The organism is Demequina salsinemoris (assembly GCF_000974805.1).
In the GTDB taxonomy this organism is placed as follows: Bacteria; Actinomycetota; Actinomycetes; order Actinomycetales; family Demequinaceae; genus Demequina; species Demequina salsinemoris.
Window position 1 is genome coordinate 135319 of record NZ_BBQZ01000003.1, and the last position, 21543, is coordinate 156861.

A 21543-nucleotide genomic window follows, 5' to 3' on the forward strand; every position below is an offset into this window, starting at 1 on the left:
TGGAGCGGTACGTGCCAGGCGGGATCGCCGCCTCCCGGACCTTGGTCCCGGGTGTCGATTAGTCGCCGTCCTAGCCTCGCAGGTGAGGCATGTCATGGACGACATCAGGATCCTTCAGGCATCCGGCCTCGACGCCCTTATCGAGGAGTTGCGCTCGCGTGGCTTCCGAGTCGTCGGGCCGACCCTCCGGGGCGATGCGATCGTCACCGGCGAGATCCGTGCGGCCTCGGACCTGCCGCGAGGCAAGGGCGACTCCCAGGACGCGAAGACGTATCGCGTGCGCTCGCGCGGCGACGACGCGTACTTCGGCTTCGCCGCGCCCGCCCAGTCCTCCAAGCCGGTGTTCTTCCCCGCGGAGGAGGTCGTCTGGCGCGGCCACCGCGACCACGACGACGATGGTCACTTCACCGTGGAGCGCGACACCCCGGACGGGGCGCCGATCGCCCTGCTGGGGGTGAGGTCCTGCGACCTCCGCGCCGTCCAGATCCACGACCGGGTCCTCGCGGGCCGGAGCCACGTCGACGCGCACTACGTGGGACGACGCGATGGCGCCTTCGTCGTCGCGGTCGCGTGCTCCGACCCGGCCGCCAGCTGCTTCTGCGCCTCGATGGGGACCGGCCCTCGCCCCGCCACGACGGACCCGGAGACCGGCGCATCGTCCTATGACCTGCTCCTGACCGAGATCCTCGGCGAGGACGACCACCACTTCGTCATGGAGATCGGGACCGATGCGGGAAGGGAGGTCGCCGACGAGATCGGCGCCTCCATGGGCCACCCCGCGGACAGGGACGATGCGGTCGCTGTCACGGACGCGGCCGCCGCCAGGCAGACCCGCGCCATCGACACCACGATCGTCCACGACGTGCTGCGCGCGTCCGCCGAATCCCCGCGCTGGGAGGACGTCGCGAGCCGCTGCCTCGCGTGCACCAACTGCACGCTCGTGTGCCCCACGTGCTTCTGCACGACCGTGCAGGACGTCTCCGACCTCACCGGCGACAGCGCCGAGCGCCACCGCGTGTGGGACTCGTGCTTCTCCGAGAGCTTCAGCTACATCCATGGCGGCCCCACCCGCGAGTCCACGAAGGCCCGCTACCGCCAATGGATCACCCACAAGCTGTCCTCCTGGGAGGACCAGTTCGGCATGCTCGGCTGCGTCGGATGCGGCCGCTGCATCACGTGGTGCCCCGCGGGCATCGACATCACCGAGGAGGCCGCGGCGCTCGGGCGCATGAGCGGCCTCGCGGCACCAGCCCCAGCCACGTAGGGAGCGGGCATGAGCACGGCAGCAGCCGAGCCACGGATCGCCGACGCGGGCGACCCGATGGTGCCGCGCCGCTACGCGATCACCCGCGTGCGCCAGGACACGCGCGACACGTTCACCCTGCTGCTCGACCCCGTCAACGGCGCGCCGCTCACGTTCCGCGCCGGCCAGTTCACGATGCTCCACGCCTTCGGGGTGGGGGAGGTGCCCATCTCCATCTCGGGGGATCCCGCCGCGCCCGCTCCCCTCGAGCACACGATCCGCGACGTCGGCGCCGTCACCCACGCGCTCGTCAACGCCCATCCGGGCACGGAGATCGGCGTGCGAGGCCCCTTCGGGACCTCGTGGGACGTGGACGATGCGGCAGACGGCGACGTCGTCTTCGTCACGGGCGGCATCGGGCTGGCACCGCTGCGCCCGGCCATCCTCGACGTGCTGCGCGAGCGCGACCGCTACGGCAAGGTGCTGCTGCTCTACGGGTCCCGCACACCGGACGACATCCTCTTCGGCAACGAGATGCACCGCTGGGCGGACCTGAACGACGTCAACGTGCAGATGACGGTCGACAACGCCCCCTACGGCTACACCGGCAAGGTGGGCTTCGTCACCGAGCTCATCGCCCGCGCGGGCTTCAACCCGCGCACGTCGTGGGCCTTCGTGTGCGGCCCCGAGGTGATGATGCGCTCCGCCGCGTCGGCGCTCGCGGGCCGTGGCGTCCCCGCGCCCCACATCCGGCTGTCGATGGAGCGGTCCATGAAGTGCGGCATCGGGCTGTGCGGGCACTGCCAGCTGCGCGACCTGTTCATCTGCGTCGACGGCCCCGTGCTCGACTACCCGCGGCTCGAGCCGCTCATGAGCGTGAGGGAGCTGTGACATGAGCATCGCCACCGAGCCCCACGGCGTCACCGAACCACACGCCCACTCCCACGGACACGACGACGCGGCCTCCGCATCGTCCCGGCCCAAGCTGGCCGTGTGGAAGTTCGCGTCGTGCGACGGCTGCCAGCTCAGCCTGCTCAACTGCGAGGACGAGCTGCTCAGCATCGCCGAGGCCGTCCACATCGCCTACTTCCCCGAGGCGACCAGGGCCGTGGTCGAGGGGCCGTACGAGCTGAGCCTGGTCGAGGGCTCGATCACGACCCCCGACGACGTGCGCCGCATCCATGAGATCCGCGCCCAGTCGGGCGTGCTCGCGACGATCGGCGCGTGCGCGACCGCGGGCGGCATCCAGGCGCTGCGCAACTGGGCGGACGTCGATCAATACAGGTCGGTGGTCTACGCCCACCCGGAGTACCTCAAGACGCTCGACACGTCGACGCCGATCGCGTCCCACGTGGACGTCGACTACGAGCTGCGCGGCTGCCCCGTGGACAAGAAGCAGCTGATCGAGGTGCTCGCCGCGTTCCTGAACGGTCGCAAGCCGCGCATCCCGACGTACTCGGTGTGCGTGGAGTGCAAGCTCAAGGGCAACGTGTGCGTGCCCGTCGCGACCGGCCAGCCGTGCCTCGGTCCCGTCACGCAGGCCGGCTGCGGCGCGCTGTGCCCGTCGTACGGCCGCGGCTGCTACGGCTGCTTCGGCCCGCAGGACAGCGCCAACACCGAGTCCCTCACACGTCAGCTGGTGGAGCTGGGGATGCCCAGCGACGACATCGTCCGGGTGTACCGGACCTTCAACGCGGGCGCGCCCGCGTTCGCCGCGGCGTCTGATGCGGTGGAGGCCGACGCGGTCGAAGCCGCGGCCTCCCGCGCCGCAGAGCAGGGAGGCGCGTCATGACCCACCAGCTCAAGGACGGCGGCCAGGTCCTCAACGTCGGCATGCTCGCGCGCGTCGAGGGCGAGGGCGGCATGCACATCGAGATCAAGGACCGCCAGGTCGTCGACGTGAAGCTCAACATCTTCGAGCCGCCACGCTTCTACGAGGGTTTCTTGCGCGGACGCAAGTACACGGAGCCTCCCGACATCACCGCCCGCATCTGCGGCATCTGCCCGGTCGCGTACCAGAGCGCGTCGACCGAGGCGATGGAGACCATCTGCGGCATCGTCACGACGCCGCAGATCCAGCTCATGCGGCGGCTGCTGTACTGCGGCGAGTGGATCGAGTCGCACGCCCTGCACATCTTCATGCTCCACGCGCCCGACTTCCTCGGCTACGAGTCCGTCCTGGAGATGGCCAAGACCTACCCGGACGTCGTGAAGATGGCCTTGCGGCTCAAGAAGGCGGGCAATGACCTCATGGAGCTCGTCGGCGGGCGCGCGATCCACCCCGTCAACGTCAAGGTCGGAGGCTTCTACAGGATGCCGACCGTCGCCGAGCTCGAGGCCCTCCGCCCCGATCTGGAACGCGGCGTCGAGGACGCGCTCGCGGCCGTGGAGCTCGTCGCGGGCTTCGACTTCCCCGAGATGGAGCAGGACTACACGTACGTCTCGCTGCGCCACCCCGACTGGTACCCGCTCGAGCGTGGCGCTGAGGTGGTCGCCTCGAACGGCGTGCGCTTCCCCGTGGCGGAGATCCCGCAGCACATCGAGGAGTTCCACGTCGAGCACTCGAACGCGCTCCACGCACGCTTCGACGGCGGGATCTACTTCGTCGGCCCCCTCGCGCGCTACAGCAACTGCTTCGATCAGCTCTCGCCGCGCTGCCAGGAGGCCGCGCTGCGTGCCGGGCTCGGAGAGACCTGCCGCAACCCGTTCAAGTCGATCATTGTCCGCACCGTCGAGCTGGCCTACGCCTTCGAGGCGGCGGTGCGCATCATCGACGAATGGCGTGACGGGCGCTCGCCCTCGGTGCCGGTCGCGCCGCGCGCGGGAGAGGGCGTCGGCGCGTCCGAGGCGCCCCGCGGCACCATCTGGCACCGCTACCGCATCGACGCCGACGGGGTGATCGAGGACGCGCAGATCGTGCCGCCGACCTCGCAGAACCAGGCGAGCATCGAGGCCGACCTGAGGCTCGCCGCTCAGCAGTGGGTGGACCTCGACGACCACATGCTCACGCACCGCTGCGAGGAGGCGATCCGCAACTATGACCCCTGCATCTCGTGCGCGACGCACTTCCTGGACCTGAGGGTGAAGCGCTCATGAACGCGGCACCCGTGCGCGAGGCGTCGCTCGTCATCGGACTCGGACAGCCTGACCGGGGCGACGACGCCGTCGGGCCCGTCGTCGCCGCACGGATCCGAGAGCTCGCCGGTGACGGCGTCGAGGTGCTCACCCGCGAGGACCCGACCGCGCTGGTCCAGGCGTGGGACGGCTACCGCATCGTCGTGCTCGTCGACTCGATCCTGTCCGGAGCCGATCCGGGCAGCCTGACCGTGCGGCACGCGGGAACCGCAGCCGAGCCGCTGCCGACGCACGCCTTCACCGCGGCGGGCAGGGGAGGCAGCCACGCGTTCGGCGTGGCCGGCGCGGTCGAGCTGTCCCGCACGCTCGGGACGCTGCCCGAGCAGCTCGCGATCGTCGGCATCGAGGCAGAGACCTTCGACCATGGGCCCATGTCCGACGCGGTCGTCGCATGCGTGGACGATGCGGTCGCCACCGTGATCGCCACGCTCGCCCACGCGATCGGCGAGCTGCGGGACACGGAGGCCGGATCATGTGCCTAGGCCAGATCGGGCGCGTCGTCGCGGTGGGCGACGGGGGAGCAGTCCTCGTCGAGGCCGACGGGCGCCGCGTCGACGCGACCGACCTCACCCCTGAGGAGGCGCCTCTCCACAGCGGCGACCGGGTGGTCATGCACTCGGGGTTCGTTCTGAGTAGGCTCACCGAGTCCGAGGCCGACGACGCCCTCAGCATCCGCAATCACCGTGGCCAGGAATCGGACCGGCTTCAGCCTCCGTCTGACCCCACACTCATGGAGGCGAAGTCATGAACCCGACCCGCAGCCGCGGTCTCGTGCTCGCGGCGCTCACCGCCTGCATCTCGGGCGTCTCGATCTACGTGAACACCAACGGGGTCGCCGCGTACGGAGATCCCACGGCCTATACGACCGCGAAGAACGCGACGGCCGCGCTCGTCATCGCCGTGGCGTTCATGGTCGGGCGCCGCGCCGTCGGCGGCGCGTCGGTGTCGTTCACGCGGCCCTCGCGTCCTGCCCACTGGTGGGGCCTCGGCTTCGTCGCGATCCTCGGTGGCGCGGTGCCGTTCGTGCTGTTCTTCCAGGGGCTGGCCACGACGGCGTCCACGCAGGCGTCGTTCCTGCACAAGACCCTCGTCGTGTGGGTCGCGCTGCTCGCCGTCCCGCTCCTCAAGGAGCGCTTCAGCGCGTGGCACCTCGCCGCGATCACGCTCCTCGTGGTCGGGCAGCTCGGTCTCGTCGGCGGGGTGGCGCTCGTCGCGGACCCGGGGACGATGCTCGTGGGCGCGGCGACCCTGCTGTGGGCAGGGGAGGTCGTCGTCTCGAAGCGGCTGCTGGCCGACGTGACCCCGTGGACGCTGTCGCTCACGCGCATGGTGGGCGGCTCGGTCGCGCTGCTCGTATGGTCGGCCGCGGCCGACTCGTTCGCGGCCGTCGTGCCGAGCACCGCCGCGCAGTGGGGCTGGGTGCTCGTCACCGGGCTGCTGCTCGCGGGCTACGTCCTCACGTGGCATCAGGCGCTGTGGCGTGCGCCCGCGATCGATGTCACCGCCGTGCTCGTGCTCGGCGCGCTCGTCACGGCGCTGATCGCCACGATCCTCGACGGCGCTCTGCTCGGCGCCCAGGCGCCGTGGCTCGCCGCGATCCTCACGGGGGCCGCCCTCATCTGGGGCGCGCCTCGCCCCGAGGTCGCCGCCATCTCTGCCTCTGGGGGCGCACGCATGACATGAGCGCCGTCGCGCGCGGGCCCGCGATGCCGGCCACGCCCGCCGTCCCCGCCTCGGAGGTGGACGGCGCGGTCCTGTTCGGCCGCTACGCGTTCCCCCCCAATGAACGCGGCTACTGCGGGCCCGACCGTGCGGCGGAGCTCCTCGAACGCGTGAGCGTCGGCGCGGCCGGTCGTGCTCTCGAGGAGGTGGCCCGCGGCTTCGAGGGGGCCTGGCCGTATCTGGAGCACATCGGCGAGTGCCTGGGTCGCGCGCCGCTCGACCCGCTCGTCGTGCGGACGTACTGGCTCGGCGGTCGCCCGCTGGCCCGGTGCGGTGGTCGGCGCTTCGCCGACTCCCTCGAGAGCCGCTTCCGTTCTCGGCTCTCGCGGCTCGACTTCGAGCGGCTCGTGGACGCCGCCGTCCACGGAGCGACTCCGCACCACAGCTTCCATGTCTTCGGCGTCTACCCGTGGGTCGGGCTGCTGCGCGGAGGCGTGGGCGATGCGCCGCTCGAGGTGCTGGACCGCTGCCGGATCGGTTGGGGCCGGGTGGTCGAGCTGCGCGGCGACGTCGCCGATGTCCTGACGCCGCGGCTCGGCTGGGACGGTCGACGCCTCGCACTCGGGACCCCTCGGCTCGAGCCGATGCGGGTGCGGCGCGGCGAGCTCGGCCTCGCCCGCCCTTTCGTGGTCGGCGACTGGGTGTCCCTGCATTGGGACTGGGTATGCGACAGGCTCTCGCCCGCCGACCTTCGTGATCTGAGACGTTCCACCGCCCAGGAGCTGGCGGCGGTCGATTCCTGCGCCCATGCGGCACCCGCTGCGGTGCTCGCGTGAGGCGCCAGCCTGGAAGGAGAGAGTCATGCACATGCCGGATGGGGTTCTGGACCCGGTGACGCTGAGCGTCGCTGGCGCCGTGTCGGTGGGGGCGATCGCGTGGTCGGCCCGCGAGCTCAGACGCGGCGACGTCCGCTGGGGATCGGCGGCCGGGGGAGCGGGGCTCGTGCTCGTCGCGCACCTGGCCGATGTGCCGCTGTACGGGCCGTACACCGCTCACGTGATCGGTGGCACGCTGCTCGCTGTGGCGCTCGGGCCACGGGTGGCGATGCTGACGATGGCTGCGGTGCTTGCGCTCGAGGCTTTCGCCTGGGGCGATGGCGGGATCGCCGCGCTCGGGGTGAACTTCATGGTCATGGGCTTCGCCGGGATCCTCGCGGGGTGGGGCGCGTATCGCGCTGCGCTTGCGCTTGCGGCTCGACGTCGCGAAGTCACATCGGACGATGCCGCGTCGTGGTGGCGTGTGCCCGCCGCGGCCGTGGGCGCGTGGGTGAGCGTGATGGCGTCGGCGCTGACGTTGACGGTGCTGTCGATCGTGGGTGGCGTCACCGGGATCGTGCTTGAGGAGGTCGTGCTTCCGCATGCGGCGTGGGGCCTGCTTGAGGCCGCCGCTACCGGGCTGCTCGTGGCCGCCGGGGTGGCAGCGGTGCGGTTTGCGCGCGCTCGTGGGCTGGGGGCGTTGGCGAGGGCTTCAGTCTCCGTTCGGGCGTGACAGTACGCGGCTGGATCCGTCGGCGGACTTCGTGACCTCGAGCTTGGCGGGGATCGCCTCCTTCATCGTCTCCACGTGGGAGATGAGGCCGACGGTGCGGCCCTGATCGCGCAGGTCCTCGAGGGTGGCCATCGCGACCTCGAGGGTCTCCTCGTCGAGCGAGCCGAAGCCCTCGTCGATGAACAGCGTGTCGAGCTGGATCCCGCCCGCCTCCGCGGAGACGGTCTCCGCGAGTCCGAGCGCGAGCGCGAGCGAGGCGAGGAACGTCTCGCCTCCCGACAGCGACTGCGTGGAGCGGGAGCGGCCCGTGTGGGCGTCGGCGATCGACAGCGCGAGGCCCGCCTCCTTGTTGCGATACTGCGCGGAGTCGTCGTGCTCGAGCCGGTACTGGCCGGACGACATGGTCTCGAGCCTTGCGTTCGCCGCGGCGACGATCCGCTCGAGCTTGGAGGCGAGCACGAAGGACTCGAGTCGCAGCCTTCGATCGTTCGGGGGCTTGCCCTCGAGCGCGTCGGCGAGCGTCACGATGGTGTCGCGCGTGGCGCGAGCGGCCTCGGTGGAGCGGCCCAGTTCGAGGTGCTCGGCGTGGAGCGCGGCGAACTGCCGTGCCCGGCCGGCCGATGCGGTGGCCTCCTCCACGGCGGCCTCGCGCGTGCGAGCGGCCTCGGTCGCGGCGGTCTCGAGCGCTTCGAGGTCTGCCGGTTCTGCGGGAATCTCTCGCGCGGAGAGCTCGGCGACGACACCCTTGGCCGAAGCGAGCCGCTCGCGATGCGAGGCGACCGTTCCCTCGAGCTCAGCGAGCTCGGCGCTGGGCAGCGCGGCCTCCGCGGCCTCCTGTGCGGTGGCGAAGCCCGCAGACGCGAGCTCCACCCCGAGCGCTTCTCGGGCGGCGGCGACACCGGCGGCCGCGGTCGCCACAGCCCTCGTCGCCGACTCGACACGACCGAGAAGCGCGAGCGCACCGTCGAGCGCCGCCGCGTAGTCGCGGGCGCTCTCGTAGCCGTCGGGAAGATCGGAGGCCCTGGTGCGTGCCGACTCCAGGGCGGCGGACGCACGCGTCTGGGCCTCGCGAGCATCGGCGAGCGCTTGCGCGTGCGTGGACTGCGCGTCGAGGAGGACGGTCTTCTCCTGCTCGAGCGCGTCGAGCGAGGCCTTGAGCCCGTCCTGGTGGATCGCCGCATCCCGTGCCGCGGTGTGCTCTGCTCTCGCCGACGCGAGCGCCGCGGCGGCGTCGTCCGCGCCGCCGTCGCCTGCGGCCTCCCGCGCCGTGGCGATGCTCTTGTCGTGCTCCACGCGTTGGCCACGGGCGTTCTCGAGCATCTGCGAGGCGGCCTGGGCGGCTGCGTAGGCGGCGTCCACCTCGTCGTCGGTGACGTGATCCTCCGTCGGTTCGGCCGGCGAGGGATGCACCGTCGACCCGCACACCGCGCACGGGCGCTCGTCGACGAGCTCCGTGGCGAGGTGAGCAGCCTGGGACGCGAGCCGGCGTCGCACCAGGTCGGCGTGCTCGATGGATCGTTCCGCGGAGGCGGCGGCGGCCTCGGCCTCGCGTGCCCCGATCGGCCCCGCCTGCTCCTCGAGTCGAGCCACCTCGGCATGGGCCGCGACGGCGCGGGCGGCGCGCGCGACCTGCTCCTCCAGGTCGTGCGTCCTGGCCGCGGTCATCGCCGTCGCCTCGAGATCGAGCCGCAGCTCCTTCTCCTTCTCGGGGATCGCGTCCGCTCGTCGTTGAGTCGCGGCCTGTGCTTCGAGCGCCTCGGCGACGGCAGCGACCGAGGACTGGACGGCCGACTCAAGACCTGGCAGGGAGCTCTCCGCCTCGATCGCGTCCTTGAGCTCGCCCCGCTCGCCCGTCAGCGCGGTGATGCGGGTCTCGAGCGCGTCCGCTGTGGCGTCCCGCAGGGAGCCGTCGGGCCACGCGATGCCGAGTCCCTCATTCGACTCCGCAGGCCCGTGGGCGGTCTCGAGTGCCTCGAGTGCTGAGCCCTCCGCGGCCGAGGCCTGGTCGAGCGCGCGGCGCGGTCCCGCGACGGCGACCGCCCTGCGAGCGAGGGCGAGCCGTGCCACCTGCTGCTCGTGGTCCTCCGCCTGGTCCTCGAGCTCGGACAGGGTCGCCCTCGCTCGCGCGAGTCGAGTCCTTGCCTCCTCGTCCGCGCGTGCCTGTTGGAGCGCATCCGACGCCTTCTGCGCCTCCGCGACCGCGGTGACCCTCGACTCGGTGGCACTCGCGGCGGCGGCCGCGAGGGATTCCTCCTGCTCTGCGAAGAACTGCGTCCGTTCCTGCGCGGGAGGCGCGTCTGCTCCGACGAGCGTCGCCGCGCGAGCCGCGAGCGAGGCGAGCCCCGCGTCGGCGGTCTCGACCTTGGCGGCGGCGTCCTTCGCGAGGTCTCGGATCCTCGACTCGAGGTCCTCGAACCGCTGGGTGCTGAACAGTGACCGCAGGAGCGTGCGGCGGTCCTTGGTGTCGGCCTTGAGGAACTCCGCGAAGCGCCCTTGGGCGAGCAGGATCACCTGGAGGAACTGCTCTCCCGTGAGCGGCACGGTCGTGGCGACGTGCTCCGCGACCTCGCGCGGCATCGTCGCGATCGGCTCAGGGTCGCCTTGGCCGAGGCGGTACAGCGACGCCTTGGCCTTCTCGGGTGTCGTGCCCGTGCCGTTCTTCTTGGTGCGTTCGTACGCGGGGGAGCGGACGATGCGGTAGCGCTCGCCGTGGATCTCGTACTCGAGCGTGACGGTGGTCTGCTCATCGGGGCCGCAGAAGTCGCTGCGCACGGACTTCTCGCCGTCGTACCGCGGCACCTTGTCGTACAGCGCGAAGCAGATCGCGTCGAGGATCGTGCTCTTGCCCGCTCCGGTGCGCCCCGAGATGACGAACAGGCCCTGGGACTCGAACTGCGTGAAGTCGATCGATTGCGGGGCGCGGAACGGGCCGAAGCCCTCGACCTCCAGGCTGAGGATCCTCATCGGGTCGACTCCTCCGCTTCCATCGCCTCAAGCGCGTCGTGGAGCAGCGTCCGCTCCGCCTCGGTGGGGCGCTGCCCATTGCGGACGAATTCGAGGAACTCGTCGATCACCTGGGCGTCGGTCCTGCCCTCCACGCGCGTCGCGTAGGTCGCCTCCCCGTGGTCGTGCACGGTCGCGGGACGGTGCGCGAGCGTCACCGCGTGCGGGTAGCGGGTCTGCAGGCGACGCATCGCCTCGCGCGGCAGCTGATCGTCGGTGAGGACGGCCTCCACCCAGGCGTCGATCGCCTCGGGATGGGAGTCGTCCGCGAGGAGGTCCTCGAGCGTGCCTTCGATCCTGACCGCCGCCCGCGGGGTCGGGAGCTCGAGCCATGCGACCGACTCGAGCCCACCGGGGCCGAGGTCGACGAGCCACGTCCCCTTCGCGCTCGAGCGCTCGCCGAAGCTGAACCTCAGCGGTGCTCCGCTGTACCGTGCGTGCTCCCGCAGCGTCTGCTGGCCGTGGATGTGGCCGAGCGCGACGTAGTCGACGCCGTCGAACACCTCGACCGGCACCAGGTTCAGGCCACCGCGCGTGATGTCGCGCTCCTCGGCGTGGCCGCTGTCCTCCGTCGTCGCGTTCACACCCGCCGCGAAGCAGTGGCTCGCCACGACCGTGCGCAGGGCGGGCGACGCCTGCCTGCGGGCGTCCGCATCGTCCCTGATCAGGTCCATCGCGAAGGACAGGGCCTGCTCGTGCGTCGTCCCCGTGAAGTCCGGGATGGCGGCGCGCAGGAACTCCGGGTGGATGTACGGGATCCCGTAGATCGCCACAGGGCCGTGCGCATCCTCGAGGAGCACCGGCTCCGCGAGCGCTGCGAGATCAGTGCGGAGGTGGACGCCGCCGAACGCGGCGAAGTCCGCCATGTGCCCCAGGCGGGCGGGGCCATCGTGATTTCCCGAGGTGAGGACCACCGTCGCGCCGGCCTCGCGAATCGACCCGATGATCCGGTTCAGCAGCGTGAACGCCTCGGCCTTGGGCGTGGACGAGTCGAAGACGTCGCCCGCGATCACCACGGCGTCGACACTGTGAGCCGTGACCTGGGCGACGATGGCGGACAGGGCGATCTCGAGATGCGCGTCCGTGCTGTGGCCGTGGAACGTGCGACCGATGTGCCAGTCCGACGTGTGGATGATCCGCATGGGCCGAGGCTATCCGGCGCCACTGACATCGGATCATGCGCCGTCTGCTCGCCGATGTGATGGCACGCCGTGACGCATCTGTTGCGACATCCTCCAAATGGGGTGAAACTCGACATAAGTGACGACGTGAGTGCAGCGATCCGTCTGCTGTGTTGGGCGCATGGCGGGGCGGGCCGAGCGAAGGGGGAGGACGATGCGGCGCAGCGTCTTGGTCGCCGCCACTGCGGCCACCGCGCTCCTTGTCGCGCCCATCGCCTTCGCCGCGACCACCGACACCGCGACCGCGCCCAACGTGAACGTCAACGCCGACTGCGGGACGGACTTCTACCTGGATGTCACGTACAACGAGGAGCCGACGCCCGGTTACTGGATCCTCACTGCGCAGGTCACCGGTGCCAACAACACCCACTACACGTTCACCATGAAGGACGAGGACGGCGACCTCATGGGGATGCACGTGTACATCCCGGCCGACATGCTGCCCGAGGAGGGCTACGACTATCAGGTCGACGCCACGTTCGTCGAGCAGGATGCCGAGGGCAACTACGTCGCCGAGGTCTCCTTCCCGTCGGTCTACGACGGCATCTGGTGCGGCGGCGTGCCCTCGCCGTCGCCGACCCCGACGCCGACCGTGACCGTCACCGCGACGGCGACCGTCACTGCGAACGCGACCGCGACCGCTACCGCTACCGCTACCGCTACCGCTACCGCGACTGAGACTGCCACCGCGACTGAGACTGCTACCGCGACTGAGACTGCTACCGCGACCGAGACCGCGACGGAGAGCTCCACGGCCACCGCGACTGCTACCGCCACCGAGACGGCGACGGCGACCGAGACCGCTACGGACAATTCCACCGCGACCGAGACCGCGACAGCCACGGAGACGGCGACTGCCACCGAGAAGGCGACCGAGACCGCGACCGCCACTGCGACGGAGACCGTGACCGCGACGCCTCCGACTGTGACGGTGTCCGCCTCGCCCGCGCCCATCGTGACGGTGACGCAGACGGCCACGGAGAGCGCCACTGCGACGGAGACCGCGACCCGGAACGCGACGGAGACGGCGACGGCCACCGCGACGGAGACCGTGACTGCGACGCCTCCGACGGTGACGGTGTCCGCCTCGCCCGCGCCGATCGTGACCGTGACAGCGACGGAGAGGGCGACCGAGAGCGCCACCGCGACCGAGACTGCCACGGAGACGGTGACCGCGACGCCTCCGACTGTGACGGTATCGGCCTCGCCCGCCCCGATCGTCACGGTGATCCAGACGGCCACGGAGACGGCGACGGCCACGGAGACCGTGAGTCAGCCCGCCGTCACCGTCACGGCGTCCCCGGCCCCGGCCGTCACGATCACCGCGACCGAGGTGCCCAGCCCCGGCGCGGTGGTGACGATCACCGAGCAGGTGCCGCAGCCGGCCGTCACGGTGACCCAGACCGAGGCGAAGCCCGCCGTGACGTTCACCCTCACCGAGGCGGCCAAGCCCGCGGTGACCATCACCGAGACCGCCGATGTCGAATGCTCGCCCGGCGCCACGGTGACGGCCACGGTCACCACCGACACCGGCGTGCTCCCGACGTCGGCCACGTCGAGCTCGGCGGAGGAGTCCACCGACACAGGCGGCGGCGTCCTCGGAACCTCGGAGGTCGCGGACGCCGCGACACCGGTGACCGGCAGCCCGAGCTACGTCGGCTGACCGTCGTACCGCCACGCCGCCGGTAGCGTCATGCCCATGTACACCAGGCCCGTCGTCGTGTTCCCCGAGCTCAGGGACGATGCGGGAGCGGTGATCCCGTACGGTCGTCGGCTGGGCGAGATCCCGGGCTGGCCGCCTGATGATGCGTACAGCGTCGTCGTCCACCCCGAACGCTTCGAGGTCGCGTGGACCATCGCGCGCGCCATCGTCGACCACCTGGTCGCCACCTACGACGTCGACGTGATCGAGGATGCCGACCCTGAGGCCGGCCGACTGCCCGGCGTCCGCCACCTCGAACCGCGCGGGCCCATCGCTGACGCGCCCCCTGCGGTGCGCCGCATCGTCCCCCGGGGGCAGGGCGCACCGTTGACCGTGATCGAGACGGACCACCCCGGCGTCGAGCTGCTCGCGGGCGTCACGACGGGAGCGCTCGCGCCCGTGTGCGGATGCGAGGCGTGCGATGAGTCGGTCGAGGAGGTGGCGGACAGCCTCGAGGACTTCGCGTTCGCCGTCGCCTCCGGTGAGGTCTGGGAACGGGTCGAGGGGCGGGGCGTGAGGTCCGGTCATACGGGACCCGTGAGCAGCGGCTCGGGCTGGAGCAGGAGCGAATCGTGGGGGCAGCGCCGCGAGATCGCATCGCTGATGAAGCAGGCGACGCCGTTCGCGCCGTGGCCCTTGCGCGTCGACGAGGTGTCGCGTTGAGAGGCGCGCCCGCATCGTGCACAATGGGCGGCGCAGCGCATCAAACGAAGCCTCGGATTCGCCGCATCGTGCTCGACCAGCCCGAATGCGAGCGGAAGTTGCCTGCGACAGCCCGTCGACCCCTGCGTCGACGGCCGCCCGTCGTCGGGCTCAGCCGTCGCCGCACCCGAGGAGAACAATGAGCAAGCTCATCCAGACCACCACCGCCGGCTCGCTGCCGCGCACCAAGAAGCTCGCGGAGGCCAACGCCGCTCGTCCCGTGTCCGAGGACGGCTTCACGTTTGAGACGAACGACGAGTTCGAGGCCCTCCTGCAGGAGGCGGTCACCGACGTCGTGAAGCAGCAGGTCGAGGCTGGCATCGACATCGTCGGCGACGGCGAGTTCGGCAAGGCGATGTCGCCGGGCCACGACTTCGGCGCCTGGTGGTCGTACTCGTTCCAGCGCACCGGTGGCCTGTCGCTGCCGCCCAAGGACGCGCCCATGCCCGAGCCGGTCCGCTCGAGCCCCGGCAACGTGCGCCTCACGTCGATGAACGACCGTCGCGACTGGACCAAGTTCGCCGAGGCCTACTTCGACCCGACGTCCGGCGTGCTGCTCGGCGACGTCCCCTACTGGCCCGAGACCTCCGGCCCGCTGACGTACCGCGGTCACGACCTCGTCTCCGCGGACGTCCGCCACCTGCGCTCCGCGCTCGACGCCAACGGCCTCCAGGACGGCTTCATCACCGCGCTCGCCCCCGGGTCCGCCGCGCGCATCGGCAACTCGTTCTACAAGACCGAGGAGGAGCACATCTGGGCGTGGGCCGACGTGCTCCGCGAGGAGTACAAGGCGATCGTCGATGCGGGCTTCACCCTGCAGATCGACGACCCGTCGCTCGCCGAGTCGTGGGACCAGATCAACCCCGAGCCGTCCGTCGCGGACTACCGCGCATTCATCCAGACCCGCATCGACGCGATCAATCACGCGATCGAGGGCCTGCCCGAGGACAAGGTGCGCCTGCACCTGTGCTGGGGCTCGTGGCACGGTCCCCACACGACCGACCTCGAGTTCGCGCACATCGCGGACAAGATGCTCGAGATCAACGCGGGCGAGTACTCGTTCGAGGCCGCCAACGCGCGTCACGAGCACGAGTGGAAGGTCTGGAAGGACGTCCAGCTCCCCGAGGGCAAGAAGATCGTCCCCGGCATCGTCGGTCACTCGACCAACGTCGTCGAGCACCCCGACCTGGTCGCCGAGCGCATCGTCCGCTTCGCCGAGCTGGTGGGCCCGGAGAACGTCATCGCCGCGACCGACTGCGGTCTCGGCGGCCGCGTCCACGGCCAGATCGCGTGGGCGAAGCTCGAGTCGCTGGGCGAGGGCGCGCGCCGCGCTGAGGCGCTCCTCAACGGCTGACGCCCGACGTCATGAGGCCCGGCTCCCGCACGATGCGGGGGTCGGGCCTTCGTCGTTCCCGGAAGATGCGGGGGTCTGGTCGTCGTCGTCCCCGGACGATGCGCGGGTCGGGTCGGGTGTCAGACCCCCGTTCTACGGTCGTCGCCATGGCCCTCGATCGGGGGCCTCGGCGCATCCTGAGGGGGAACTGACCATGCACACCATCGGCACCCGCTGCATCCTCGTCGATGTCGAGAACCTGCTCGGCTGCAGCCCCGAGCTCGCCTCCGACGCGGCCTGGGATCTCGCCTGCGAAGGGCTCGTGGAGGCGCTCCGCTATCGGCCTGAGACCGACAGGCTCACCGTCGCCTCGGCCCCGTCCTGGGCGTTCGAGGCGCGGGCCCGATTTCCCCGGGCACGACTCGTCGTGAGGCGCGGGTCGTCGGGAGCCGATCGTGCGCTGTGCGAGGAGGTCGATGATGCGGAGTGGATCGCCTCGCGCTTCGCGGAGGTGATCATCGCGAGCGGTGATCATGAGTTCATCGACTCGGTCGTCGGGCTCCGCGCGGCCGGCGTGCGGACCACCGTCGCGGCGCTTCCGGCCTCGGCCTCGGCCGAGCTGACCGCGCGCGCGGACGACGTGGTATGGCTCGAGCGGCCGGCGGTTCGCCTCGGTGAAAGCGCCTACATCCGGGTCTCGGGAGGCATGCGCCGCGGAACGCCGGCCGCTCGCGCCGCGCATGCGCTCGCGGCCTGAGCGTGGGGGCGTCCGGACATGGCAACGCCCGGTGCACGAGTCGCGCCGTGACGCGTGCACCGGGCGTAGATATGGGGCGGCGGGCCAGGGGGAGAGGGGAAGCCCGCCGCCACAGCTATGGGGGAGGGGTGTCGGTGCCGGTCGACCGAGGGGCTGATGTCTTCATGGCTTCACATTACGTTTCGGTAAAGGACCTCAGAGGATGTCCCAGGGAGTTATGCGGCAACTCCCAGCAGGCGTGTCGCTGACCGCTCAGCCCTGCGCGGGTCGGGGCCGTGAGGCCGCGCGCGTCACGCCCCATGGGCTGCAGCGTGGCGCAACCTCGCAAACCGGGACAAAGCGGCATCGTTGTGGCACGATGCCTGGTAGGGGCAGGGAATTGCGACATAGTTCGCGAAAACTCCGTGGGCGTCCTAGCGTTGTCTTTGATGGCACTTGGCAACGTTCTACAACAAGGGGGAGCTTTGACCACGCCGAACCTGGCGACCGTAGCCATCCGTCCGCTGCGGCGGCCAGTCGCACCGTCACGGGGCGCCGTGCCGAGCGCTCGGACGCTCCGGGTCCCCGTGTACTTCCTCATCGAGCTCATCGTCGCGGCGGCACTGGCCTACCTGGTGTACACCGCGGTCACGGAGCAGTGGTTCTTCCTCGGCGTCGAGTCGCTCACCCATTGGTACATCGACGTGGTTGCCCCGTACTTCGACATCGGACTCTCCTTCCGCACCCCGCCCGCCATGGGCGTGACGGGACCGGAGATGGTCGGTCGGGCTGTCGGCGTCCTCACCTGATCGGCGGCGCTCCGGTCAGAGCGCGCGAGCGGCGGCGCTGTGGTCCACAGGCTGCGCGACGAGATCCAGCCAGTCCTCCACACGCTGCTCGAACAGGTCCGCCGCGTCCGCGTCGTAGTCGCGCAGGGAGCGGTCCATGAACATGTGTCGGCGGTCGGGGTAGCGGAAGACGCGCGCCTGGGGCGCACGGAACGTGAGCCCGTTGAGGGCGCCCTCGTCGACCCACTCGTCGGGATCGGCGAGGTGGATGTCGAGGGGGACCTGGTGGCGCCAGTCGCCGCCGAGCGCCAGCGGCTGAAGCACTCCACCCATCAGCAGGCACCCGCGGATGCGCGGGAGGTCCTGCGCGAGCTGCTGCGCCTGCGCCGCCCCGAGCGAGAAGCCCATGACGATGCTGGCGTGGCGGTGCTCGCGGGCCGCGCGGTGCGCCACCTCGGCGAACGCGTCGTGGCCGATGCTCTGCGCATGAGCCAGACCATCGTCGAGCCTGTCGAAGGTGAGGCCGGCGTACGAGTCGGGGGTGTGAACGATGTGTCCCTGTGCGCGCAGGCGATCCGCAAACGACCTCAGACCGTCCGTGAGGCCGTGCGCATGATGGAAGAGCAGGATCTCTGCCATACGCCCAGTGTCGCCCGAACCCGAGGCGGACGCGAGTCGAACCAGAGTTGGGCGAGGGCGGTCAGGCAGGCGAGTCGCGGAGCGAGTCTGTGGCCTGCCAGGGGTGACGAGGGTGCGTCGCGCACAGGTGGCCGCCCACGTATGGGCGCCATTGACCATACGTGGACAGGTCTCTGGTGGTGCCGACGGCGGCGCCTCGTTCTCAGAAGCGAACCTAGTCCCTGTGACCGTTCACAGGTCTCGACTCGCGGGGTGCCGTGACCGGATCGTTACCTACATCTCGGCGATCGCGAGGGCGTCCGAGGTCGGCTCCTCGGAGCCTCCCATGGGCTCCTCGGTGACGGCTATCGCGGCGACGTCGTCGAGGCCTGCATGCATCATCGTCATCACCTCGCCCGAGTCGTCGGGCATGAACGTAGGGCCGGCCATGGTCGAGCCGTCATCCATGACGAGCCACAGCTGGTACTCCATCCCGTCGTCGGGCATCGGGGTGTCGGCGCACATCACCGCGACCCCCTCCATCCGGTCCGAGACGATCACGTGAGTCGTGCCGAGGTCGAGGTCCATCGTGTGCGCGTCCGGCGCGGAGACGATCATCATGACGTCGCGTTCCATCGCTGAGGTGTCGGCGGCGTCCGGGGTCGGCCGCAGCAGGCCCACGCCGACAGCGACCACCACGACCACGGCGGCCGCTGCGGCGCTCAGCGGCAGCCAACGATGTGCGGGGCGACGAAGCAGGCGCCGTACGGGCGCGATCGTGCTGACCTCGCCGGGACCGACAGCGGCCGCGGGCGCTGCGGCGTCGGTCGACGCGTCAGCCGCTCCCGGCGTGAGCTGCGGAGTCGTCGCGATCTGCGCCATCACGCTGGCGCGCAACGTCTTCGGGGGTTCGATCGCCTCGGCCGAGGCCAACGCCGCCGCGACGTCGCGCAGCGATGCCACCTCGGCGCGGCAATCCGCGCAGGACTGGAGGTGCCGCTCGAAGGCGACCCTCTCGTCGTCCGTCACCGCGTCGACGACGTAGGGCCCGAGGAGCGAGTGCACGCTCTGGTCGTCGTTCATCGTTCCTCCTCCCACATGTCTCGAAGCCTGCTCAAGCCGTCCCGGATCCGCGCCTTGGCCGTGCCGAGCGGCACCCCGAGCGACTCTGCCACCTCGCGGTGCGTGAAGCCCCGGTAGTAGGCGAGCTCGAGCGCCTGGCGCTGCCGGTCGGTGAGGGCCGCAAGTCCGCTTCGCACGCGCGCGGCCTCCCACTCGTGCTGCATCGTGTCGATCACGTTCTCCTGCTCCGCGGGCTCGGACTCGGGCTGGACGCCGTGCGTGCGCAGCCGGTCCGCGTGCGCCTGCTCCGACCGAACCCGGTCGACGGCGCGACGGTGAGCGATCGTGAGGATCCACGACCGTGCCGAGCCCGCATCGGACCTGTACCTGGCGGCCCGATGCCACACCTCCACGAGCACCTCCTGCGCCACGTCCTGAGCCATGTCGCGGTCACGGACGATGCGGACCGCCAGGCCGTGCACCGAGCCTGCGACGGCGTCGAACAGCTCCTCATAGGCGGCCTGATCGCCGCGGCCGACGCGGGTGAGCAGAAGGTCCAGCGCGTCGGCCTCGCGTGGTCGACGGCGCGGGGAGCCGGAGGCTTCGTCCATCGACGACGCGGCGGTGCGGGCGGCGGGATCGTCCCCGTCGCCGCGCACCGCCCTGAGATGCCGTTCGCCCATGGCCGTCGTCCGTCTCCGTCAGGAGTCGGCGCTCTCCTCCATCATCTCGTCGTCGGACATCGTGTCGTCCTCCATGGAATCGTCCTCCATCGAGTCCTCGGAGTCCATGGAGTCCTCGGTCATGGTGTCGTCCTCCATGGAGTCCTCGGTCATCGAGTCCTCCGACATCATCTCGTCGTGCGTCGCGGTCGGCTCCATGGTGTCCTCCGCGTCCTCGGTGTCTCCGCAGCCGGCGAGCATGCCTGCCGCGAGCAGTGCGACCGCCGGAGCGACGATCATCTTCGGTGCGAGCCTCATCGGTTCCCTCCCTGTGCTCGTGAACGGCGGGCGCCGCTCGTGGGGTGTTCGGTGCTGCGGGGGCTCCGGATGGGTCGCGGATCACCCGAAGGTGAAGGCGTACGCCTCGAGGCCCTCGGTGAGCTCGAGCCGCACGGTCGCCTCCTTCGCCTCACCGGAGACGAGCGTGTACAGGTCGGAGGTGCCGTCCACCTGGACCTCGGACGAGGCGCCGGTCTCCACGTCCGTCACGGTGACGGTGCCGGTTCCTGCGAGCACCAGGTAGACGTCGGCGGCGTAGTAGTGCAGGTACAGTCGCGCGTCGTCGCCAGCGCGCGCGTACTCGCTCGCGATGGTCCACGTGCCGTCGAAGGTGAAGTGGTCGAGGCTCGGCTCGGTCTCGCCGGAGAACGCCGTCTCCTGGCCGAACGGGAGCGAGTCGTTCTCGGCGTACGCGATGCGGCTGGACCCGAGGTAGGACTCCTGCGTGCGCCCGCTCGTGTCCGCGGTCTCGTCGGCCTGCACGAAGTCGCCGTCCGACATGCCGAGCAGCTCTTGGATCAGGGCCTCGGTGGCCTCGTAACCGCCCTCGCCGTAGTGAACCTGGCGGACGTCGCCCTCCTGGTCGATCAGGTAGTGCGCGGGCCAGAACCGCTGGTCCCACAGGCGCCACGTCTGATACGAGTTGTCGAGAGCGACCGGGTACTCGACGCCGTACCGGTCGTTCGCGTCGGCCACGTTGGACTCGACCTTCTCGAACGCGAACTCGGGTGTGTGCACGCCGACGATCTCGAATCCCTGGTCCTTGTACTTGTCGTACCACCCGGTCAGATAGGGCAGCGTGCGCTGGCAGTTGATGCAGGAGTACGTCCAGAAGTCGACGAGGACCACCTTGCCCGTGAGGTCGGGCGCGGCGCCGTCGTCCGTGTTGAGCCAGGCCTCGATCCCCTCGAAGCCGCGCGCCTCGCCGCAGTCCTGGAGCACCGAGATGTCCCCTTCCTCGCACTCGTCGAAGGTGCGGCTCTCGCCCGAGGCAACGGCCGCATCGTCCCTGCCCGAGAGGTCGTCCAGCTCTCCCTGGACCGTGTCGTTGTTCTCGACGCGGTCCTGGATCTCCGCGAGGAACCCTGGCACCGCGCGCTGGAGCGGTTCGGCGACGTTCGTCGCGATCACGACCGCGGTGAGCATCAGGACGACGCCCGAGGCGATGCGGATCCCCTGAAGGCGGGTGCGGACCCACCGGGTCCTTGAGCCGATCGCCTGGCCCGCGAGCCCGAAGATCAGCAGCGGGATCGCGATGCCCGCAGAGAACGCGAGCGTGAGCACCACGAGGCCCCAGCTCACGCCGTTGGTCGCGGCGAGGACGGTGATCGCGGCGAGGATCGGGCCGGCGCACGGCACGAACACGAGCCCCAGCGCGAGGCCCATGACGTAGCCGTTGCCGTCGCGGCTGAGCGTGGGGATGCGGGTGTTCTGGAACGGGCGCTCGAGGATGTGGCCCACGGCTGGGACCGCGAGGCCGAGGCCGACGATCGCGAGCACGACGATGCCGATCCATCGCAGCAGGTCGTCGGGCAGGCCCAGGCTCGACAGCAGGATCCCGCCGAGCAGCGTGAACACCGCGAAGCTCGTGACGAGACCAGCGACGACGACGATCGGCCGTCGCCTGGACGATGCGCCGTCCTGGATCGCGCTGGTGAGGATCGCTGGCAGGACGGGCAGCACGCAGGGGCTGACGGCGGTGATGATGCCGGACACGAGTCCGACGATGAGGAGCGTGATCATGTCTGGTGTTCGGAGGCGCCTCGGTGGGGGACGGGTGCTCCTCACCCTGCCACGCGCCGCGCCGGATGACAGCCCTCGCCGGGCGT

Annotated in this window: 21 protein-coding genes; 14 read left to right on the forward strand and 7 right to left on the reverse strand. The window is 70.7% G+C overall.

Features of this window, described 5'->3' with window-relative positions; all coding sequences use genetic code 11:
- Nucleotides 1-94 precede the first annotated feature (94 nt).
- Genes AOP78_RS07605 through AOP78_RS07645 form a run of 9 tightly spaced genes read left to right on the forward strand, consistent with a single transcriptional unit; the run spans nucleotide 95 to nucleotide 7588 of the window.
- The gene (locus AOP78_RS07605) at nucleotides 95-1264 is read left to right on the forward strand and encodes a 4Fe-4S dicluster domain-containing protein (RefSeq protein WP_062202865.1); all 1170 of its coding nucleotides are present in this window, start codon (nucleotides 95-97) and stop codon (nucleotides 1262-1264) included.
- A gap of 9 nt (nucleotides 1265-1273) precedes the next feature.
- On the forward strand, nucleotides 1274-2134 hold the full coding sequence (locus AOP78_RS07610) for an FAD/NAD(P)-binding protein (RefSeq protein WP_062202866.1): 861 nt from the start codon (nucleotides 1274-1276) through the stop codon (nucleotides 2132-2134).
- A 1-nt stretch (nucleotide 2135) separates the two neighbouring features.
- Entirely contained in the window at nucleotides 2136-3035 is a 900-nt protein-coding gene (locus AOP78_RS07615; RefSeq protein ID WP_083979925.1) for an NADH-quinone oxidoreductase subunit B family protein, read from the forward strand.
- A complete protein-coding gene (locus AOP78_RS07620; RefSeq protein ID WP_062202867.1) occupies nucleotides 3032-4339 on the forward strand; it encodes a Ni/Fe hydrogenase subunit alpha in 1308 nt (435 codons plus the stop codon). Before AOP78_RS07615 ends, AOP78_RS07620 begins: the two co-directional genes overlap by 4 nt.
- Nucleotides 4336-4860, forward strand: coding sequence for a hydrogenase maturation protease (locus AOP78_RS07625; protein ID WP_062202868.1), 525 nt, complete (start codon nucleotides 4336-4338; stop codon nucleotides 4858-4860). The genes AOP78_RS07620 and AOP78_RS07625 overlap by 4 nt, the downstream gene beginning before the upstream one ends.
- Entirely contained in the window at nucleotides 4851-5126 is a 276-nt protein-coding gene (locus tag AOP78_RS07630) for a HypC/HybG/HupF family hydrogenase formation chaperone (protein ID WP_062202869.1), read from the forward strand. Before AOP78_RS07625 ends, AOP78_RS07630 begins: the two co-directional genes overlap by 10 nt.
- Nucleotides 5123-6061, forward strand: a complete 939-nt coding sequence (locus AOP78_RS07635; protein ID WP_062202870.1) for a DMT family transporter — start codon at nucleotides 5123-5125, stop codon at nucleotides 6059-6061. Before AOP78_RS07630 ends, AOP78_RS07635 begins: the two co-directional genes overlap by 4 nt.
- On the forward strand, nucleotides 6058-6876 hold the full coding sequence (locus AOP78_RS07640) for a DUF6390 family protein (protein WP_062202872.1): 819 nt from the start codon (nucleotides 6058-6060) through the stop codon (nucleotides 6874-6876). Before AOP78_RS07635 ends, AOP78_RS07640 begins: the two co-directional genes overlap by 4 nt.
- Before the next feature lie 25 nt (nucleotides 6877-6901).
- On the forward strand, nucleotides 6902-7588 hold the full coding sequence (locus AOP78_RS07645) for an energy-coupling factor ABC transporter permease (RefSeq protein ID WP_062202874.1): 687 nt from the start codon (nucleotides 6902-6904) through the stop codon (nucleotides 7586-7588).
- On the opposite strand, the gene AOP78_RS07650 is transcribed toward AOP78_RS07645, so the two are convergent.
- Nucleotides 7568-10552 (reverse strand): AAA family ATPase, encoded by a 2985-nt coding sequence (locus AOP78_RS07650; protein ID WP_062202876.1) that lies wholly within the window; start codon nucleotides 10550-10552, stop codon nucleotides 7568-7570. The genes AOP78_RS07645 and AOP78_RS07650 overlap by 21 nt on opposite strands.
- On the reverse strand, nucleotides 10549-11733 hold the full coding sequence (locus AOP78_RS07655; protein ID WP_062202878.1) for an exonuclease SbcCD subunit D: 1185 nt from the start codon (nucleotides 11731-11733) through the stop codon (nucleotides 10549-10551). The genes AOP78_RS07650 and AOP78_RS07655 overlap by 4 nt, the downstream gene beginning before the upstream one ends.
- Before the next feature lie 193 nt (nucleotides 11734-11926).
- Between AOP78_RS07655 and AOP78_RS07660 the strand changes: the two genes are divergently transcribed.
- The 5 genes from AOP78_RS07660 (at nucleotide 11927) to AOP78_RS07680 (ending at nucleotide 17054) form a co-directional block, all read left to right on the forward strand.
- Nucleotides 11927-13435, forward strand: a complete 1509-nt coding sequence (locus AOP78_RS07660; protein WP_152659452.1) for a hypothetical protein — start codon at nucleotides 11927-11929, stop codon at nucleotides 13433-13435.
- Nucleotides 13436-13471: 36 nt separating this feature from the next.
- Nucleotides 13472-14137, forward strand: coding sequence for a DUF6226 family protein (locus AOP78_RS07665; RefSeq protein ID WP_152659453.1), 666 nt, complete (start codon nucleotides 13472-13474; stop codon nucleotides 14135-14137).
- A 178-nt stretch (nucleotides 14138-14315) separates the two neighbouring features.
- Nucleotides 14316-15530 carry a cobalamin-independent methionine synthase II family protein gene (locus tag AOP78_RS07670; protein ID WP_062202884.1) on the forward strand — a complete coding sequence of 405 codons (1215 nt, stop codon included), beginning with the start codon at nucleotides 14316-14318 and terminating at the stop codon, nucleotides 15528-15530.
- Between the two features lie 193 nt (nucleotides 15531-15723).
- On the forward strand, nucleotides 15724-16266 hold the full coding sequence (locus AOP78_RS07675; RefSeq protein ID WP_062202886.1) for an NYN domain-containing protein: 543 nt from the start codon (nucleotides 15724-15726) through the stop codon (nucleotides 16264-16266).
- A gap of 536 nt (nucleotides 16267-16802) precedes the next feature.
- On the forward strand, nucleotides 16803-17054 hold the full coding sequence (locus AOP78_RS07680) for a hypothetical protein (protein ID WP_160297606.1): 252 nt from the start codon (nucleotides 16803-16805) through the stop codon (nucleotides 17052-17054).
- Nucleotides 17055-17069: 15 nt separating this feature from the next.
- On the opposite strand, the gene AOP78_RS07685 is transcribed toward AOP78_RS07680, so the two are convergent.
- From AOP78_RS07685 to AOP78_RS07705, 5 genes are all read right to left on the reverse strand, one after another.
- A complete protein-coding gene (locus tag AOP78_RS07685) occupies nucleotides 17070-17672 on the reverse strand; it encodes a dienelactone hydrolase family protein (protein WP_062202890.1) in 603 nt (200 codons plus the stop codon).
- Between the two features lie 273 nt (nucleotides 17673-17945).
- A complete protein-coding gene (locus tag AOP78_RS07690; RefSeq protein WP_062202892.1) occupies nucleotides 17946-18734 on the reverse strand; it encodes an anti-sigma factor in 789 nt (262 codons plus the stop codon).
- On the reverse strand, nucleotides 18731-19396 hold the full coding sequence (locus AOP78_RS07695; protein WP_236685332.1) for a sigma-70 family RNA polymerase sigma factor: 666 nt from the start codon (nucleotides 19394-19396) through the stop codon (nucleotides 18731-18733). Before AOP78_RS07695 ends, AOP78_RS07690 begins: the two co-directional genes overlap by 4 nt.
- 18 nt (nucleotides 19397-19414) lie before the next feature.
- Nucleotides 19415-19693: a hypothetical protein gene (locus AOP78_RS07700; protein WP_062202894.1), complete on the reverse strand. Its 279-nt coding sequence runs from the start codon at nucleotides 19691-19693 to the stop codon at nucleotides 19415-19417.
- 81 nt (nucleotides 19694-19774) lie between these two features.
- Nucleotides 19775-21457 carry a cytochrome c biogenesis protein CcdA gene (locus AOP78_RS07705; protein ID WP_062202897.1) on the reverse strand — a complete coding sequence of 561 codons (1683 nt, stop codon included), beginning with the start codon at nucleotides 21455-21457 and terminating at the stop codon, nucleotides 19775-19777.
- Nucleotides 21458-21543: the final 86 nt, after the last annotated feature.